This is a genomic window from Rhodococcus sp. 05-339-2 (assembly GCF_002258965.1).
GTDB lineage: Bacteria > Actinomycetota > Actinomycetes > Mycobacteriales > Mycobacteriaceae > Rhodococcoides.
The window spans coordinates 337,678-353,831 of sequence record NZ_NOYW01000008.1; the positions used below are offsets into that span (position 1 = coordinate 337,678).

The window sequence follows — 16,154 nt, forward strand, 5'->3', positions numbered from 1 at the left end:
CATCACCCTAGCCGCGCCTGCACTCGGAGGCTTCTCGCCAGGTGGTCTCGTTGCTCGATCACCAAGCGCCGCAGGGCAGCCGGTGCCCATTCGTGCTCGGCGAGCCAGCTGTCCACGGCCTCCGTCGACGACTGCTGCGGGAACAGACGGACCACGATTCGCCTGGCGATCTCGATGCTGCGCGAGGTCCACAACGAGGAGATGGTCTCGAAGTAACGATTGCCGTAGGGCTGGGTCAGATCCGGTCGGTGCCCGGCCCCGAAACCGGTGATGAAGGCGTCGAGAACGTCGTTGGACGCATCGTCGCGCTCGGTGATGGCAGTCCACGCCCTCGCCTTGACCTCGGCATCGGGTATCGCCGTCGATGCCGCGGTGTGTGCGGTGCGTCCCGACAAGGTGTTGTCGGTGGTCAGCTCGGCGTCGAGCTCGGCTGCGGTCGCGTTCCCGGTTGCGGCCAGGGCCAACCAGAACGACCAGCGCTGATCGGGATCGAGACGTAAACCTGGCACCGTCGCTGTGCCGTCGAGAAGTGCGCGCAGTTCGACTGCGCGGGAACCGTCGAGTTGGGCGGCGGCCGCGGTGGCTCGCCCCCACACCAACTGGGCGTCGCTCCCCGGCTCGCTCGCGTGCAGTTGCGTCCACGACGCCTCAAGCCACTGCCGGGTCGGTTCGTCCCGTCGGTCCTCCGGGAGGTAGTGCTCGAGGGCGTACGCCACGTTCGCGGTGACCGCCGACAGAAGGCCGATCTTGGGCTCGTTGGGCGCGAATCTGGTTGCGATGTCGATGTATTCGAGTGCAGACATCTCGGCGTCGCGGGTGGAGTTCCACAGTGCCGACCACACCAGGCCTCGGGCGAGGGGATCGACGATGCGATCGAGGTGGTTCCGCACGGTGGTGATCGAGCGCTCGTCGAATCGGATCTTGGCGTACGTCAGGTCGTCGTCGTTGAGCAGCACCAGTGCGGCATCGGGAAAGTCGACCGGCGTTCGTGCATCGGAGATGTCGAGTTCTCGGCGGTGCGTTCTCGTCAAATTCCCCGCCTCGTCGAGATCGTAAAGCCCGACGGCGATTCGGTGAGGCCGCGGGTCTGTCTGCTCGACGGCATCGCCGGTGTAGCTGAGCGTCGAGACGCCGGTGGTCTGCAGCCATGCTGCAGCCCAGGTATCGAGGTCGCGCCCGCTCGCCGCGGACATCTCGCTCAGTAGATCCGTCAGCGTGGTGTTTCCGAAAGCGTGGGTGCGAAAGTAGTTGCGGGAAGCGGCGAAGAAGGCATCTGCACCCACGAACGCTCCGAGTTGTTTGAGGACGCTCGCCCCCTTGGCGTAGGTGATGCCGTCGAAGTTGAGCTTCGCAGCCTCGAGGTCGGTGATGTCGGCGACGATAGGGTGGGTGGTCGGGAGTTGGTCCTGCAGGTATGCCCACGCTTTTCGTCGGTTGGCGAAACTGACCCAGGCATCGGTGAATCGGGCCGCCTCGGCCGACGCGTACGCACCCATGAAGTCCGCGAAGGATTCCTTCAGCCACAGGTCGTCCCACCACTGCATCGTGACGAGGTCGCCGAACCACATGTGCGCCATCTCGTGCAGAATCGTGTTTGCGCGGGCCTCGTACTGGGCTTCGGTTGCCGCAGAACGGAATACATACGATTCGGTGAACGTGACCAGGCCGGGATTCTCCATCGCGCCGAGGTTGTATTCGGGGACAAAGATCTGGTCGTACTTTCCGAACGGGTACGGGTAGTCGAACTTGTCGTGAAAGAAGTCCAGCCCCCGCTTCGTGATGTCGAAGATGTCCTCGGCATCGAAGTACTCGGAGAGAGACGCCCGGCAGTACGCACCGAGAGGGACGGTGAGTTCGCCTCGCGTCCAGGATGATTGGACGCAGTGATACGGGCCTGCTGCAACTGCGGTGATGTACGTCGATATCGGCAGGGTCGGCACGAAGGTGGTGACCGAGTCGGCAGTGATTCCCTCGCGGTTCGACAGCACGATCCACGTCGGCGGAGCCGTGACCGTCAGGGTGAAGGGGGCTTTGAGATCCGGTTGCTCGAAGTTCGCGAACACCCGGCGTGCATCGGCCGGTTCGTACTGCGTGTAGAGATAGACGTTGTCGTCGACGGGATCGACGAATCGGTGCAGTCCCTCGCCAGTCCTGCTGTACCGTCCGTGCGCGCGAATCCGAACGATGTTGTGCTCGGTAAGCCCGACCAGTTGAATGCGGGAGCCGTCGTAATCGACCGCCGCGTCGATGCCGTTGACGGTGACTTCGTCGACTGTCGCACCGATGAAATCCACCCATGTCGCAGCGGTCGTCGCGTCGAATTCGATGGTCGTCACGGTCTCGAAGGTGTCGAGGTCCATGTCTTCTGCGCGCAGAAGGTCCAGGTGAACGCGATAATTCACCCCGCTGATGTGGCGCGATCGCCTGCGAGTTTCGGTCCGGGTCAGATTCGCGGTGCTCACCGAACCAACCCTATGCGATGGAATCATCACAGAGTCGGCGCAGTGAAGTAGTGGCGTCCGAGTGGATCGACGATGTGCAACACCCCCTCCGGCAGCAATTCGGTGTGCCAGAGTTTGCGTGTTTTCAGGTTGTGGTGGAGCCGACAGCGCGGGCCGATGTTCGTCGGGATCGTCCAGCCGCCTCGCTTCGGATTCTGCCGGTCGAACTCGACGATGTGGTCCAGATCGCACCGATCCGAAGGCACGTCGCAGCCAGGATGCAGGCAGTACGGATGGTCGGCTCGTACCCGCGCCGCGAGTGCCCTACTCGGTTTGTAGGACAGTGCCCCCGGCGGCGGAACCGTCATACCTCCGTGTCCGTCGGGGTAGAGCGCGTGCTCGCCGAGAGGATTGCGCTCGACGACGGCCCGCCAACGTTCGATGAGCGTCCCTCCTCCCGGTCGCGGGCGCGGTCTATCACCGGGCGGCGACGCCTGGTCGGGTTGTGCTGTGTTCTCGGGTGGTGCTGTGTTCTCGGGTGGTGCTGTGGCCGGTGGCGGTTGCCCGATCGGTCCAACAGGCCCCTTCGGCGCGGATTCATTACTCGCGCTGGATGTGTCGTCGGCCGAAGCGTCGGTGGCGCCAGTTGGCTGCGGGTCCTCGGACTCGGGAGTGGCGGTGTCACCACGAGCGATCAGGCACGTCGCGCACTGGCAGACCAGTGTTTCGCCACGCATCAACGCAGTGTGTGCTTCGCCTCGTCGTTGATCGGGGGATCGAGGGTCCTCCGGGTGCAGTCGCGCGATCACGGCGTCGATTCGTGAAATCTGTTCGTCGGCTTCACCGTCGGTCATCACCGCGGTCAGGCTGGACAGGCCCCGTGCTCGTCTCCGCAACCGGATTCTCTTCTCCGTGCGCGCGGCACGCTTGCGCACGTCGCTGTCCCACTCCGGATCGGCCTCGGTGAGCAGCCGATCGATCTCGCGTCCCAGGGCACCGGGCGCCATTTCTCCAGCGGCCTTGAGAACCTCGGCTTCGATATCGACCACCGTGCTCGGACGAGCGTGGAGCAAGTGATCGTGAATCGTCCTGACCCGCTCCATGTCGAGCGAACCGTCGACGAATCGAAACTTCACCGACGGCTGCAATCGGCGCCACATCTGCACCCTGTTGTTGACCGATGCGAAGGTGGACGACAGCGCCGCTGCCAGCTCGCAGATCGCCGAACTGTAGAGATCCTTTTCGGTTACTCCCGTGTCCCACGGGGATGCGCATGCCGTTCGGCCGCGAACGTAATCGTCCATGAGCGACAGTTCCGATGCGGCAGCAGCGTTGATCCTTCTGCGCGCACCGAGGACGTCGGCGAGAGCAGAGTGATCGTCAGCCATCCACGTCGACTCGCGTAGCCCCATGTCACCCCCCAGCGACGAAGGGCCGAACACGTATTCGACCCGATGCCGAGAAGTGTAGAACCGGCCACCGACAAGTTCTCCCGTCCTGTTCGAGCATCCGACGAGGTCGACTACCGCAATCACACAAGTCCTCGAAGCCCTGGACGTAGTGGCCGAGTCGATGGAGGGCGGTGTGTCCTCGCAGTGACGATGCCATAGAGCAGCAACGCCGCTACGCTTTTCCTCACGTGCAGGGGGACTCCGGAGGAGGCGAAGTGAACACCTTCCAGAAATCGGCAGCAGCGTTCAACAGGGTTTTCATGGTCGTGATGAAAGCGCCCGTGCTCGACAGGGTTCTCGGACGTTCGATGGGGATCCTGACGTACACCGGCCGAAGGTCCGGCAAGAAGATCTCGCTACCGCTTTCTATCGGCCGGAAAGGTGATCACCTGAAAGTCAGGGTGGCCATGCCGGACAAGAAGAACTGGTGGCGAAACTTCACGAACGACGGCGGTCGCGTCGACGTCGATCTCGGCGGCGTTCACTACTCCGGCCTGGCGACGGCGACCCGCGACGATCGCGGGCGGGTGACTGTCGACATCGCTTTGGATCGCTGACTGCGTCGTATACCAACGCGTCAACTGGGGTTGACAGCTGCCTTCTGTCAACTTAGATTGACATCATGACCGAAGCCACTGCACTTGCCGCCGCAGCCGCCAGTTCCGATCCGGGGGAGGGTCTGCGTGCGGTAGCCGCTCTTCGGCGGTTGCTCGAGCGCCTGGAGGCCGTTCAGGTCCAGAACGCTCGACGCAATGGTTGGGCCTGGCAGGCAATCGCGGACTCGCTCGGAGTCAGCAGGCAGGCAGTCCACAAGAAGCACGGCGGAAAGGGAAGGTAGGCAACAATGTTCGAGCGATTCACCAAGTCGGCCAGATCTGTCGTCATCAGCGCTCAGGGTCACGCAGGGACTCTGCACTCGCCCCGAGTGGAGCCTGTACATCTGTTTCTCGGCGTGCTGTCCGTCGCCGACGAGCCATTGCAGACGTCGCTGGGCGAGGCCGGGTTCACCGTCGACGAAGTGCTCGCGAACGTGCAGTCTCAGGATGCGCGTGCGTTGAGGTTCCTGGGAATCGACCTGGACGCTGTCGTCTCGACGATCGACTCCGCTCTCGGTTCGGGTGCGCTGGAGGGCGCACAGGCGTCATCGCATCATCTCCCTTTCGCCCCATCGGCGAAAGAAGTGTTGAAGCTGTCGCTGAAGGAAGCCGTCGAACGACGGGACCGCGAGATCGGCGTCGAACATGTTCTTCTCGGTTTGGTTCGCGGTGCCGATCCTTCGTTCAGCGAACTGGTGCAGCAGCAAGGTTCGCTCCAGCAGTTGCGATCGATCGTCTCGCTCGTTCGGACGTCGTAGCTCTCGGCCGTCTGCGACCCTACGATGGCGCCATGAACTTCTTGATTCGGCTCGTGATCAACGCCGTTGCCATCTGGGTTGCCAAAGAATTCGTGGATGGCATCACTGTCACCAGTTCGGGGCGCGGCGACGGGTGGGACATCGTGGTGCTGCTCGGTATCGCGGCGGTGTTGACGATCGTCAATGCGTTCATCAAGCCGCTGGTGCAGCTGCTGTCCTTGCCGTTGCTGATTCTGACGCTCGGGCTGTTCACTCTCGTGATCAACGCGTTGATGCTGTTGTTGACGGGCTGGCTGTCGTCGCAGACCGGCTACGGTCTCGAGATCGTCGGGTTCGCCGCCGCGTTCTGGGGTGCGATCATCATCTCGATCGTGAACTTTCTGCTGGGTGCGTTGGTGCCGGACAAGCGTTAGGCGAAGGCCAAAGCCACGCCGGTGCTCGCGCCCCAGACGAGCATCGCCAGGCCCGAATCACGCAGTGCCGGAATCAGCTCGAATCCGTGAGCTCCCTTGCGTACCGGGGAGTTCGCGCGAGCGGCGAAGGGAAGTGCGAGCAGGCCGACGAGTGCCCACGGGGTGCGAGCGATCAGAACGACGGTCATCGCGAACGGCACCACCAGTAGCGCGAGATGCAGGTAGCGGGTGCGGGCGTCGCCCAATCGCACTGCGAGGGTGAGCTTTCCCGACTCGGTGTCGGTGGGGATATCGCGAAGGTTGTTCGCGACGAGGACCGCGCTCGAGAACGAGCCGACGGCCACCGCTGCCAGCACTCCGGCCCAGTCGATCTGCTCGGCCTGTACGAACTGGGTGCCGAGAACCGCGACGAGACCGAAGAACACGAACACTGCTATCTCGCCGAAACCGCTGTAGCCGTACGGCTTCGAGCCGCCGGTGTAGTACCAGGCTCCGGCGATGCAGACCAGTCCGACGACGATCAGCCACCACGCGCTGGTCGCAGCCAGGACCAGTCCGGCCACAGCGCCGACGGCGAAGCAACCGATCGCGGCCTTCTTGACGGCCCCGGCGGACGCGGCCTTCGAGCCGACCAGTCTCAGGGGCCCGACTCGATCGTCGTCGGTGCCGCGGATTCCGTCGGAGTAATCGTTGGCGAAGTTGACGCCCACGATCAGAGCCAACGAGACGACCAACGCCAGCAGCGCCTTCCACCACACTCCACCGTCCAGCGACACGGCCGCACCGGTGCCGACGAGGACGGGGGCGATCGCATTCGGGAGTGTGCGCGGTCGCGCACCTTCGATCCATTGCGCAGTGGTGGCCATGAGCGACGATCTTTCCGTATCTGTCCGACGGGTGAGAACGCGGCCGGTCAGAACGGTAGGCGCGGCAATACCGGCAGCGGGATCACGGGCATCTGGACACCAGGAATCTGGGGCAGGGGCACCGTGGGGGCGGGCGGAGGTGCCGGCGGGTAGTAGTGCGGCTGCTGGTACTGCACGTAGGGCGCGGAATTCGCGGCAGCAGGCGCAGGCGCGGTGGTGGTCGGCGGGGGAGGTGGGATGTCGGGGGGCGGCGACGATGTGGGCGTCGTGGTCCTGGTGGCAGCGGGTGTCGTGGTCTGTGGAACCGATTCGCCGACGCTGGCGGGGGTGCTCAGTTGTTGATTCTCGTCGCTGGATCCGAGTGCGGTGAACAGTCCGATTGCGGCGATGACGCCCGCGATCGGCAGCGCGATCATGCCCAGTCGAGTAAGGGCGGGACGGTGCGAGACGACGGGCGGCACGTGGGTCGCGTCGACGTGGGTGGCGTGTACCGCGGCACCACCGGCGATGACCAGTTCGGGCCGGTCCGGGACGACGACCGGCAGTTGCAGGAATCGTTCGAGGGTGGCCCGGACCAACGGGACGTTGGACGTGCCGCCGATGGCGATGACGGCGTCGGGATAGAACTCGGCCTCCAGGCCGAGCCTGCGCACCGTCTCGGCGGCCTGTTCGGTGGAGCGTGCGATGGACAACTCGAAGATGTGCCGTTCGAGGAGAATGTGCTCGCCATCGGGTGTGCTGGTGGTCAGGTGCGAGGACAGAGCTTCCTTGATTCCGCGGCAGAAGGCCGTCAGCGCGCTGTCCTCGTCGGGAGAGTGGGGCGGACGCACTATGCCGAGTCCGAGTATGTGTTCACGGACCACTGCGTCGAAGGAGGCACCGCTCATGGCGGTGGTCCGCGCCGAACCGTAGGAGCGGCCGGTTTCGACATCCACGATGTCGACGTCGACGCCGGTCTCGCCCGCGTCGAACAGCGCGATCGTTCGATGGTGGGAGGGAAGCCCTGGGCGCAGGTACTCCATTGCCGCGCCGGTTCTGTCGATGAGATGGACGTCGGAGACGTACTCCTCGGCCAGCGCGTCGGCGATCCCGGTACGTTCCGCGGGGGTGCGATAGGCGACGCCGAGGGATTGGGGCGCGTCCGGGCTGTCGACGATGCCGCGCACGACGCGGGCGACGTCCGCGGCCGTGGGGGAGAGCTGCCAGTCGTCGAACGGGGTGCCGTCGGTCCATGCGCCGTCTTCGGTGGTCCGAGCCGTGCGAATGCCGCACGTGCCGAGGGACACACCCACTGACGAACGCATCGCTTCTCCGGCCTCTCCATTTCGGTGACGGTGTCCAGGTCTGACGTACTCGCCCTCGTGACAGGCGACGTGGACACTGTACCGTCTCACGGTTTGGTTAGAGGCTCGAAACAATCCGAACGTCAGGTCGAAGGGGTCGCGTCATCGGCCTACGATCTGGTGGCAGTGCCCATCGATATCGCGCATCCTCGGACGAAGGACCTCACGACCGACCTCCCGGTGGTGGGGATCCTCGGCGTCGTCGCGACCCGAATCGACAGCGAGCTGGTTCCGGTACCGGGTGTGCGGGCGCAGGCCCTGTTGGTGGCCTTGGCGCTGGCACCTGGGCGGATGCGGTCGGCACAGGCCCTCATCGACGAGGTGTGGCCGGGCGAGCCTCCCCGTTCGCCGAAGAACGCTCTGCAGACGCAGATCTCTCGGCTGCGTTCGGTGTTGCCCGCAGGTGTTCTCGAGAGCGACCGCGGTGGCTATCGGTTGGCTCTGGGCAGTGACGACACCGACCTCGGACGCGCCCGCGTCCTCACGCGGGTCGCGGAGGGTCGACTCGCAGCTTCGCAGTGGCAGGACGCCCTCGACGGTGTGCTCTACGCCTCTGGCCTGTGGCGAGGGGAGCCGGCGGAACCGGTCCGGGCGCAGGCCGAATTGCTCGAGGTCGCGCTGAGGTCCGTCCAGATCTCGGCGTTGCTCGGGTTGCGCCGTTTCGACGACGCCATTCCGCTCGCGCGGGCGCGAGTCGCCGCGGACCCGACGGACGAGCTCGCCACCGCCGACCTGATGCGTGCACTGCACGGCGCGGGCAGATCCAACGATGCCCTCTCGGTGTTCGCGGCACTGCGATCCGAACTCGCCGACCGTCTGGGAACAGACCCCTCGCCGGCCGTGACCGCGTTGAACACCGAGATTCTGGGGCACACCGCGCCGAAGATGCTGCAGACCATCGGTCTGCGCGCCGCACCGAACGCACTGATCGGACGAGGCGACGACCTCGACGCGATCGAGGTACTGCTCGGCAGTTCTCGCGTCACCACTGTCCTCGGACCCGGCGGCGCGGGTAAGACGCGGATCGCACACGAACTCGGTCGCCGCGCCGGTGCCCACATGTCGGTGGCCTTCGTCGAACTGGCATCGCTGCGCAGCGAAGAGGACGTCGCGTCGGCGATCGGAGCGACCCTGGGGCTCACCGAGGCCGACATCAAGGTCGGTGGCCTCCCGGTCACCCGGGTCCATTCGATTCGGGAACGATTGGTCGACGTCTTCTCGTCGCGGCGGGGATTGCTGATTCTCGACAATTGCGAGCATGTGATCGACGAGGTCGCGGTAGTGGTCGACGCCCTGGTGGCGTCGTCCGACGCGGTGACGGTGCTGGCGACGTCACGTTCCCCGATGGGGATCACGGCCGAGTCGGTCTTCCCGCTACCGTCGTTGGGCGTCGTCGGCTCGAATTCGCCTGCGACGGAGCTGTTCTGCGTCAGGGCACGGGCGGTCCGGCCGTCGGCGCGCCTCGAACCCGACGCGGTGAACCGACTGTGCCGCACCTTGGACGGACTGCCGTTGGCGATCGAACTGGCTGCGGCGCGGGTCAAGTCGATGAGCGTCGAGGAGATCGACGCGAGGCTCGATCGTCGCTTCACGCTTCTGAAATCGGCGGATCGAACCAGGCCGGAACGGCATCGGACGTTACACGCCGTCATCGACTGGAGTTGGAATCTGCTCGACGCCTCCGAACAAGCGGCCTTGCGTCGACTGTGCCGGTTCCCGGCGGGATTCGATCTCGACGCGGCGAGGCAGGTGGCGCAATGGGCTGCGGTGGATGATGTTTCGGCTGCGCTCGACGGTCTGGTCGATCAGTCCATGCTCAGCGTGGTCGAATCGCCGACCGGAATTCGCTACCACATGCTCGAGACCGTCCGCGAGTACGGCGAGGAGCAGCTCGACGCCAGTGGCGAGGCCGAAACCGTCGCAGCTCGACTGCGGGAGTGGTCTGCGTCCGTCGCCGTTCGGGTGTCCGCGGGCTACTCGGGTGGGCGTCCGGCCGAGATGGTCGCCCTGATGGAGGCCGAACACGACAACCTGCTGTCGGTGATGAGACATTCTTTTGCGCAACAGTTTTCGGACCACGTGTGTACCTTGTTCTCGGTACTGGGCTACTTCTGGGCCATGCGTGGGGCGCATTCGGAGGTGCTCAACTGGGCAGACAGAGTGATGAGCAGCATGCGTGGCGGGATGGGCAGCACGCCCGACGACAATGCCGTGATGGCTCTGCTGGTGCTGGCAGCCCACTTCGCCTACGGCGGGAATCTACGTCGGGTAGCGCGCATTCGCACAGATCTCCGGCACCTGCTGAACAGTCGGTCAGCGATGTCGCCGGGGTTGCGCTTCGACTCGGAGGTTGTGGTCCACCACGCCGGGGGTCGAGGTTTGGCCCGAAAACTGGCCCGTGCCATCCGATCCGAGCACGACGACGTTCGCTGCAACGCGTACGTCGTTCGCTCGATGATGGCGCAGAACTCGGGTCGCCTGTACGAGTCGATCCGAGACGCGGAGCAGGCGCTAGCCATCGCGCGCCGTCGAGGCGATCTGTGGGCCGTCGGCTCGACGTCGCAGACGCTGGCGAGCTCGTACGGGCTCTCGGGTGACTACTCCCGGGCTGTGGAGTATTACCGAACCTCGGCCGACGTCATGTGGGAGCTGCACGCGTTCGAGGAGAGTATGCAGACGCGCGCTTTTCTGGCGATGGCGTTGATCGGAGCCGGTCGCGTGGACGAGGGACGCGAACTGATCGACGAGTTGGAGGCCGCGGCGCAGGGACAGGAGTTCACCCTAGATCCACCCTCGGGCGACGACGTCGGTGCCCGCTGGGATCACGCTCAGCAGCGGTCGAATTCAGCGTCGCTGACGGCGGTGCGGGCGGCGGCGGATCTCGAGGACGGTGCCGTCGAGCAGGGTCTCGGGGGTCTTCGTGCGGCGTTGGCGTTGGGCGGGTGGCCGTCCGAGGATCCGAGCGATCCGTTCATGACGATTCTGGTGTGTGCGGCTGTCGGTGCGCACGTTCTGCACGGGCGCGCCGAGGACATGGACGACGCGGTGGCTGCGTTGACACGCAAGCCGTGGAATATGTTGGTACCGGGCGGTTTCTACGACGTTCCGATGCTCGGCGCAGTGGCGTGTGCGGTGGGTTCGTTCGAGATTCACCGCGGAAACCGGGCCGTGGGGGTGGAGTTGCTGGCGGTGTCGAGCAGGGCGGTGGGTCGGCAGGACTTTCCGTCGATGCGGATCGATCGACATGTGCGTGCGGCCCGAGCGGTTGCCGGTGACCGTGCGGTCGATGCCGGGCTCGCTCGGGCCGCTGTATTCACCAGAAACGATGCGCTGCGCGAGATTCTGCGGTTGCTTCCACTCGTCTAGGCCTTTCGCATGTACATGCGGACGGTCAGTGGGGCGAAGATCGCGACGATGACGGCACCGCCGACGAGGGAGTACACGACGTGAATTCCGAAGTGCCCGTTGTTCGCCAGCTCACGAACGGCCGTCACCAGGTGCGAGACGGGGTTGACGTCGGCGAAGGCGCGCAACCAGCTCGGCATGGTGCTGGTGTCGACGAAGGCGTTGGACAGGAACGTCAGTGGGAACAACACCAGCATCGAGATGCCCTGAACCGATGAGGCTTTGCTCATCAAGGTGCCCAGCAGTGCGAAGATCCAACTGATCGCCCATGCACAGAACATCACCAGCAGCACGGCTCCGAGTAGACCGAGTGCTCCGCCCGCCGGGTGGTAGCCCATCGCGAAGCCGGTGGCGAAGCAGACCACGGCGGCGATCAGGTAGCGGATGACATCGGCCATCAATGCTCCTGCGAGCGGGGAGATTCGAGCGATCGGGAGTGATCGGAAGCGGTCGAAGACGCCCTTGTCCATGTCTTCTCGCAGCTGGGTGCCGGTGACGACGGACCCGGTGATGACCGTCTGGACCAGGATTCCCGGCACGATCATCGGCAGGTACGAGGTGACGTCGCCTGCAACCGCACCGCCGAAGATGTAGCTGAACATCAGGGTGAAGATGACCGGCAGCAGCACCACGTCGGTGAGCTGTTCCGGATTGTGGCGGAGTTTGAGCAGCCCGCGGTATCCCATGGTGATCGACTGGGTGACGGTGCGGGCCAGACCGATGTGGCGCACGACCGGTCGGTCGGCGGGGTCGATGTAGGTCGAAGACCGTCGGGTGAGTGTAGTGGTCATGCTGCGTCCTCGTCTGCGCTCTTGCCGGTGAGAGTCAGGAAGACCTCGTCCAGGCTGGGTTTGGTGACGGTGATCTCGCCGACCTCGATGCCGAAGTCGCGCAAGCGAATCAAGATGTCCGGGGTCATCGACGTGTCCGTCATCGGTGCGGTCAGTCGAGCGGACTCGGGGCTGACCGACACATCTGTGCCCAGTTGCGTCGCGACGAGAGCTCGGGCGTCGTCGATCCGGTGTCGGTCCGTGAGGGTCAGAGACAGTGCGGAGGTGCCTACCGACGACTTGAGCCCGTCGGCGGTGTTCTCGGCGATGACACGACCGTGGTCGATCACCGCGATTCGATCGCACAGTTGGTCGGCCTCGTCGAGGTACTGGGTGGTGAGCAGGACGGTCGAGCCCTCGGCGACGAGTCGACGGATGGTGTCCCACATCTGCGCTCGGGTGCGGGGATCGAGGCCGGTGGTCGGTTCGTCGAGAAAGAGCAACGGTGGTGCCGAGATCAAGCTCGCGGCCAGATCGAGGCGTCGACGCATGCCGCCGGAGAACATCTTGAGTGGCCTCGACGCCGCCTCGGTCAACCCGAATTCCTCGAGGAGGTCGGCGGCTTTGGCCTTGCTCTCGCGGCGGCCGAGTCCGAGCAGCCGGGAGAAGACGACGAGATTCTCGGTTGCGGTGAGGTCCTCGTCGACCGAGGCGTACTGGCCGGTGACACCGACGAGAGACCGGACGGCGGTGGCGTCGGCGACGACATCGTGGCCGAAGATGCGGGCCGAGCCGCCGTCGGGTCGCAGGAGGGTGGCGAGCATGCGGACCGTCGTGGTCTTGCCCGCGCCGTTGGGGCCGAGGACGCCGTAGACCGCCCCGGTGGGAACGGTCAGGCCTACGCCGTCGACGGCGCGTTGCTTACCGAATGTCTTGACGAGGTTCTGGGCCTCGATTGCTGGTGTGGTCATGGGGCCAACCATCGCCCCGGGCGCTTGCACGACGCGTACGTCGCGCTTGCGTCCGCTGTCCGGCCAGGTCAGAGCGGGAGCGAGGTCTCCGTGAGCCCGACGCCGCCGGTGCCGCGGAGTTTTCTGAACCATTCGGTGCCGAACGTGGTGGCGAGGTCTTCCGGAGACATCTGCAGAAACGGTCCGAAGTCGCCGATCTGTGTTTCGTGGGCTTCCATCGCTGCCCGTTTGGCGTCCATCGCGCCGGACACGTCGACCACCGTCGTGATCTCGGTTTCCGGCAGACCGAAGGTTTCCATGTCCGGCGGTGACGCTTCCTCGCCCCAGTGCGGATTGGCCTCCATCAGTCTGCGCATGTGATCGCGGTTGGTGGTGGTCTCGTACACGAAGCGAGTCTCGGCGATCTCGGTGGCGCGCTTGCCGACGACGTGAACCTGGATGTGGTCCGGGTGACCGTAGCCACCGTTCGGGTCGTAGATGGTGACGACGTCGGCCTTCTCGTCGAGCAGCACCTCGGCCAATCGCTTGGCCGCCGTGTCGACATCGACGTTGCAGAACGCGCCGGGGTTCGCGTTCTCTGCAGTGCCTGCCATACCGGAATCGGCATAGTGCAGCCGCACGATGCGGGCGACACCGAGAGCGGCCGCCGAACGATCGAGCTCGATGCGCCTGCGCTCGGCCAACGTCTCGCCCTCGGCGAGGATGCCGTCGGGGTATTCGCCGAGGGCACCGTCGGTGGCGGTGACCAGGACGACGCGATGGCCGGCGTCGGCGGCGAGGCGCATCACCCCGCCGGTCCCGAACACCTCGTCGTCGGGATGTGCATGGAAGCAAACCAGGACACTCATGTCCTGAATGCTTGCACGTCGAAGCAGGTGCAGCCCAGTCGGCCGAGAAATACGATCAGGACGTGACCACACGGCGGTTGGCCCGGATCGGCTCCTTCTGGCAGGACTCGCGAGCGGATCGGTACTGCCGCGCGCTCCATCCCGTCGGCCTGTTGTTCGCCGTGGTGTTCTTCGCGCTGTCGATGACGCCGTCCCTGTTGCCCCGCGTCTGGTACCTGCAGGCGGTGGCCACCGGTATCAGTGTCGCGATCGGGTACGGCGTCGGCTGCCTGATCGCGTGGGTGGTTCGAACCTGCGGGGTGTCGCCGGACTGGTCCGAGCAGTGGCGTCGACGCGGGTGGTGGGCGTTGGCTGTTGCTGCGGCGGTGGCCGTTCCGTTGTTTCTGATCCTGGGATCGTGGTGGCAGCAGATCGTTCGCAAGCTCGTCGGTGTGGAGGACCCCGGCAGGCCGCTGTACGTCGCGGTACTGGTCGTCTCCGTGGTGGTGGCCGTTGCTGTCTTGGCGTTGGGTCGTCTGCTGCGGCGGGCTTCTCAGGCCTTGACGCGGTGGGGCAAGCAATACGTGCCGAAGCCGGTCGCACGGATCGCCAGCGTGATCGTCGTGGCCCTGTTGGTGGTGTTCGCCGTCAACGGCGCACTCGTTCGCGGCATCGTTGCGGTCGCGGAGCAGTCGGCCTCGACTGCGGACCGCGGCAACCACGACGGCGTCGAGAAGCCCACCGCGGCCGAACTGTCTGGTTCGGACGCCTCGAACGAGGAGTGGGAATCCCTGGGGCAGGAGGGGCGACGCTTCGTCGTGTCCGGGGTATCACCGGACGAGATCAGTGAGTTCACCGGAAGGCCTGCGGTGCAACCGATCCGTGCCTACGCGGGCGTGGAGTCCGCGGACACCGTCGAAGTCGTCGCCGATCGGGTGGTGGCCGAGCTAGAACGCACCGGCGCATTCTCCCGCGCTGTACTGGGCGTCGCGACGACGACCGGACGCGGGTGGGTGAACGAAAACGTCGCTCGCCCTCTGGAATACCTGTACGACGGCAACTCGGCGATCGCGTCGATGCAGTACTCGTTTCTGCCGAGCCCGATGGCATTTCTGGCCGACCGGCAGACTCCTCAGGACGCCGGACGAGCCCTCTTCGAGGCGGTGTACGAGGTGTGGAGCGAACTCCCGGAGGATGCGCGACCCAAGCTGGTGTTGTTCGGTGAAAGCCTCGGTGCCTACGGCGGACAGGACGCGTTCAGCGGCGCGCAGGACATGATCGCGCGCATCGACGGTGCCCTGTGGGTCGGCAACCCGAACTTCACCCCCCAATGGGCACGCATCACGGCCGGACGCGACGCCGGTTCTCGCGAGATACTACCTGTCGTCGACGGCGGCGAACACGTGCGCTTCGCGAGTTCGTCCGGTGACCTCGACATCGACGGACCGTGGGAAGAGCCGCGAATCGTGTACTGGCAGCACGCATCCGACCCGATCGTGTGGTGGTCACCGGATCTGATCCTGAACCGGCCCGACTGGTTGCGCGAACCCCGCGGTGCCGACGTCGACCCAGGAGTGCAGTGGTTCCCGTTCGTGACCTTCTGGCAGTTGACGTTCGATCAGGTCTTCTCCACCGACGTCGACGACGGACACGGCCACAGCTACGGAGCCGACGCCGTGAACATCTGGGCCGACATCCTCGAGCCGCCCGGCTGGTCCGACGCCGATGTGACGCGGTTGTACGAGAAAATGGCGGGCTGAGGCGTCGCGTGATCGGGTGTTCGGTTTACCGCCCACCTCTGCCGCAAACGCGCGCGCGTTTGCCGAACGCGCGCAGGTTCGCCACCTGTTCGGTCACTGTTTCGCGCGCACCTGGCAATTGCGCGCGCATTCGTGCGTGAGACAGTGCATTCCATGCCGCCTGCCTCCGCCGGTCGACCCAGCGCTGACAACGACGTGTCGACGGTTCTGGACCTCGAACGAGAGCTGCAGACTGCCGAATGTCGACGCGATCGCGAGAGGCTTGCCCGTCTGCTCGCCGACGACTTCACCGAGGTCGGAGCGTCGGGCACGGTGTGGGACAAGTCGTCGATACTCGACATGCTCGGTAGCGAAGTCTCCGTCGAGATCGAGATGATCGAACCCGTCGGACGGGTGATCGGTGCAGATTATGTTCTGCTGCAGTGGATTTCGCGAACGTCGAGGATGCGCGCCCGTAGAACCTCGCTGTGGCGGCGTACGAACACCGGATGGGAACTGGTGCACCATCAAGGCACGCCGCTCGAATGATCGCTCCGGCGCAAACGCGCGCGCG

The 16,154-nt window shown here is 65.2% G+C and carries 14 protein-coding genes; 7 read left to right on the plus strand and 7 right to left on the minus strand.

What is annotated here, in order from left to right; all coding sequences use genetic code 11:
* Positions 1-2 precede the first annotated feature (2 nt).
* Complete coding sequence (pepN, locus tag CH273_RS07920) at positions 3-2,462, minus strand: aminopeptidase N (protein ID WP_032393906.1); 2,460 nt, start codon at positions 2,460-2,462, stop codon at positions 3-5.
* A 26-nt stretch (positions 2,463-2,488) separates the two neighbouring features.
* The gene (locus tag CH273_RS07925) at positions 2,489-3,829 is read right to left on the minus strand and encodes an HNH endonuclease signature motif containing protein (RefSeq protein ID WP_179275435.1); all 1,341 of its coding nucleotides are present in this window, start codon (positions 3,827-3,829) and stop codon (positions 2,489-2,491) included.
* 278 nt (positions 3,830-4,107) lie between these two features.
* On the opposite strand from CH273_RS07925, the gene CH273_RS07930 reads away from it, so the two are divergent.
* The 4 genes from CH273_RS07930 to CH273_RS07945 all read left to right on the plus strand — a co-directional run bounded on the left by CH273_RS07930 (position 4,108) and on the right by CH273_RS07945 (position 5,659).
* Positions 4,108-4,449, plus strand: a complete 342-nt coding sequence (locus CH273_RS07930; RefSeq protein ID WP_032393908.1) for a nitroreductase/quinone reductase family protein — start codon at positions 4,108-4,110, stop codon at positions 4,447-4,449.
* A gap of 65 nt (positions 4,450-4,514) precedes the next feature.
* Entirely contained in the window at positions 4,515-4,730 is a 216-nt protein-coding gene (locus CH273_RS07935) for a hypothetical protein (RefSeq protein WP_032393909.1), read from the plus strand.
* Between the two features lie 6 nt (positions 4,731-4,736).
* Entirely contained in the window at positions 4,737-5,246 is a 510-nt protein-coding gene (locus tag CH273_RS07940) for a Clp protease N-terminal domain-containing protein (RefSeq protein WP_032393910.1), read from the plus strand.
* Positions 5,247-5,278: 32 nt separating this feature from the next.
* Complete coding sequence (locus CH273_RS07945; protein WP_032393911.1) at positions 5,279-5,659, plus strand: phage holin family protein; 381 nt, start codon at positions 5,279-5,281, stop codon at positions 5,657-5,659.
* Here the strand turns inward: CH273_RS07945 and CH273_RS07950 are convergent.
* Entirely contained in the window at positions 5,656-6,525 is an 870-nt protein-coding gene (locus CH273_RS07950; protein WP_032393912.1) for a 1,4-dihydroxy-2-naphthoate polyprenyltransferase, read from the minus strand. The two genes, CH273_RS07945 and CH273_RS07950, sit on opposite strands and share 4 nt — an antisense overlap.
* Positions 6,526-6,572: 47 nt before the next feature.
* Complete coding sequence (locus CH273_RS07955) at positions 6,573-7,829, minus strand: Hsp70 family protein (RefSeq protein WP_143546188.1); 1,257 nt, start codon at positions 7,827-7,829, stop codon at positions 6,573-6,575.
* A 159-nt stretch (positions 7,830-7,988) separates the two neighbouring features.
* On the opposite strand from CH273_RS07955, the gene CH273_RS07960 reads away from it, so the two are divergent.
* Entirely contained in the window at positions 7,989-11,234 is a 3,246-nt protein-coding gene (locus CH273_RS07960; RefSeq protein WP_094637976.1) for a BTAD domain-containing putative transcriptional regulator, read from the plus strand.
* On the opposite strand, the gene CH273_RS07965 is transcribed toward CH273_RS07960, so the two are convergent.
* The 3 genes from CH273_RS07965 to CH273_RS07975 all read right to left on the minus strand — a co-directional run bounded on the left by CH273_RS07965 (position 11,231) and on the right by CH273_RS07975 (position 13,862).
* The gene (locus CH273_RS07965) at positions 11,231-12,064 is read right to left on the minus strand and encodes an ABC transporter permease (protein ID WP_032393914.1); all 834 of its coding nucleotides are present in this window, start codon (positions 12,062-12,064) and stop codon (positions 11,231-11,233) included. The genes CH273_RS07960 and CH273_RS07965 overlap by 4 nt on opposite strands.
* On the minus strand, positions 12,061-13,014 hold the full coding sequence (locus CH273_RS07970) for an ATP-binding cassette domain-containing protein (RefSeq protein WP_230596614.1): 954 nt from the start codon (positions 13,012-13,014) through the stop codon (positions 12,061-12,063). Before CH273_RS07970 ends, CH273_RS07965 begins: the two co-directional genes overlap by 4 nt.
* A gap of 68 nt (positions 13,015-13,082) precedes the next feature.
* Positions 13,083-13,862: a PIG-L family deacetylase gene (locus tag CH273_RS07975; protein WP_032393916.1), complete on the minus strand. Its 780-nt coding sequence runs from the start codon at positions 13,860-13,862 to the stop codon at positions 13,083-13,085.
* Positions 13,863-13,924: 62 nt separating this feature from the next.
* Between CH273_RS07975 and CH273_RS07980 the strand changes: the two genes are divergently transcribed.
* Positions 13,925-15,601 carry an alpha/beta hydrolase gene (locus CH273_RS07980; protein ID WP_230596615.1) on the plus strand — a complete coding sequence of 559 codons (1,677 nt, stop codon included), beginning with the start codon at positions 13,925-13,927 and terminating at the stop codon, positions 15,599-15,601.
* A 153-nt stretch (positions 15,602-15,754) separates the two neighbouring features.
* Positions 15,755-16,129, plus strand: coding sequence for a nuclear transport factor 2 family protein (locus tag CH273_RS07985; protein ID WP_032393917.1), 375 nt, complete (start codon positions 15,755-15,757; stop codon positions 16,127-16,129).
* The last annotated feature ends 25 nt before the right edge of the window (positions 16,130-16,154 follow it).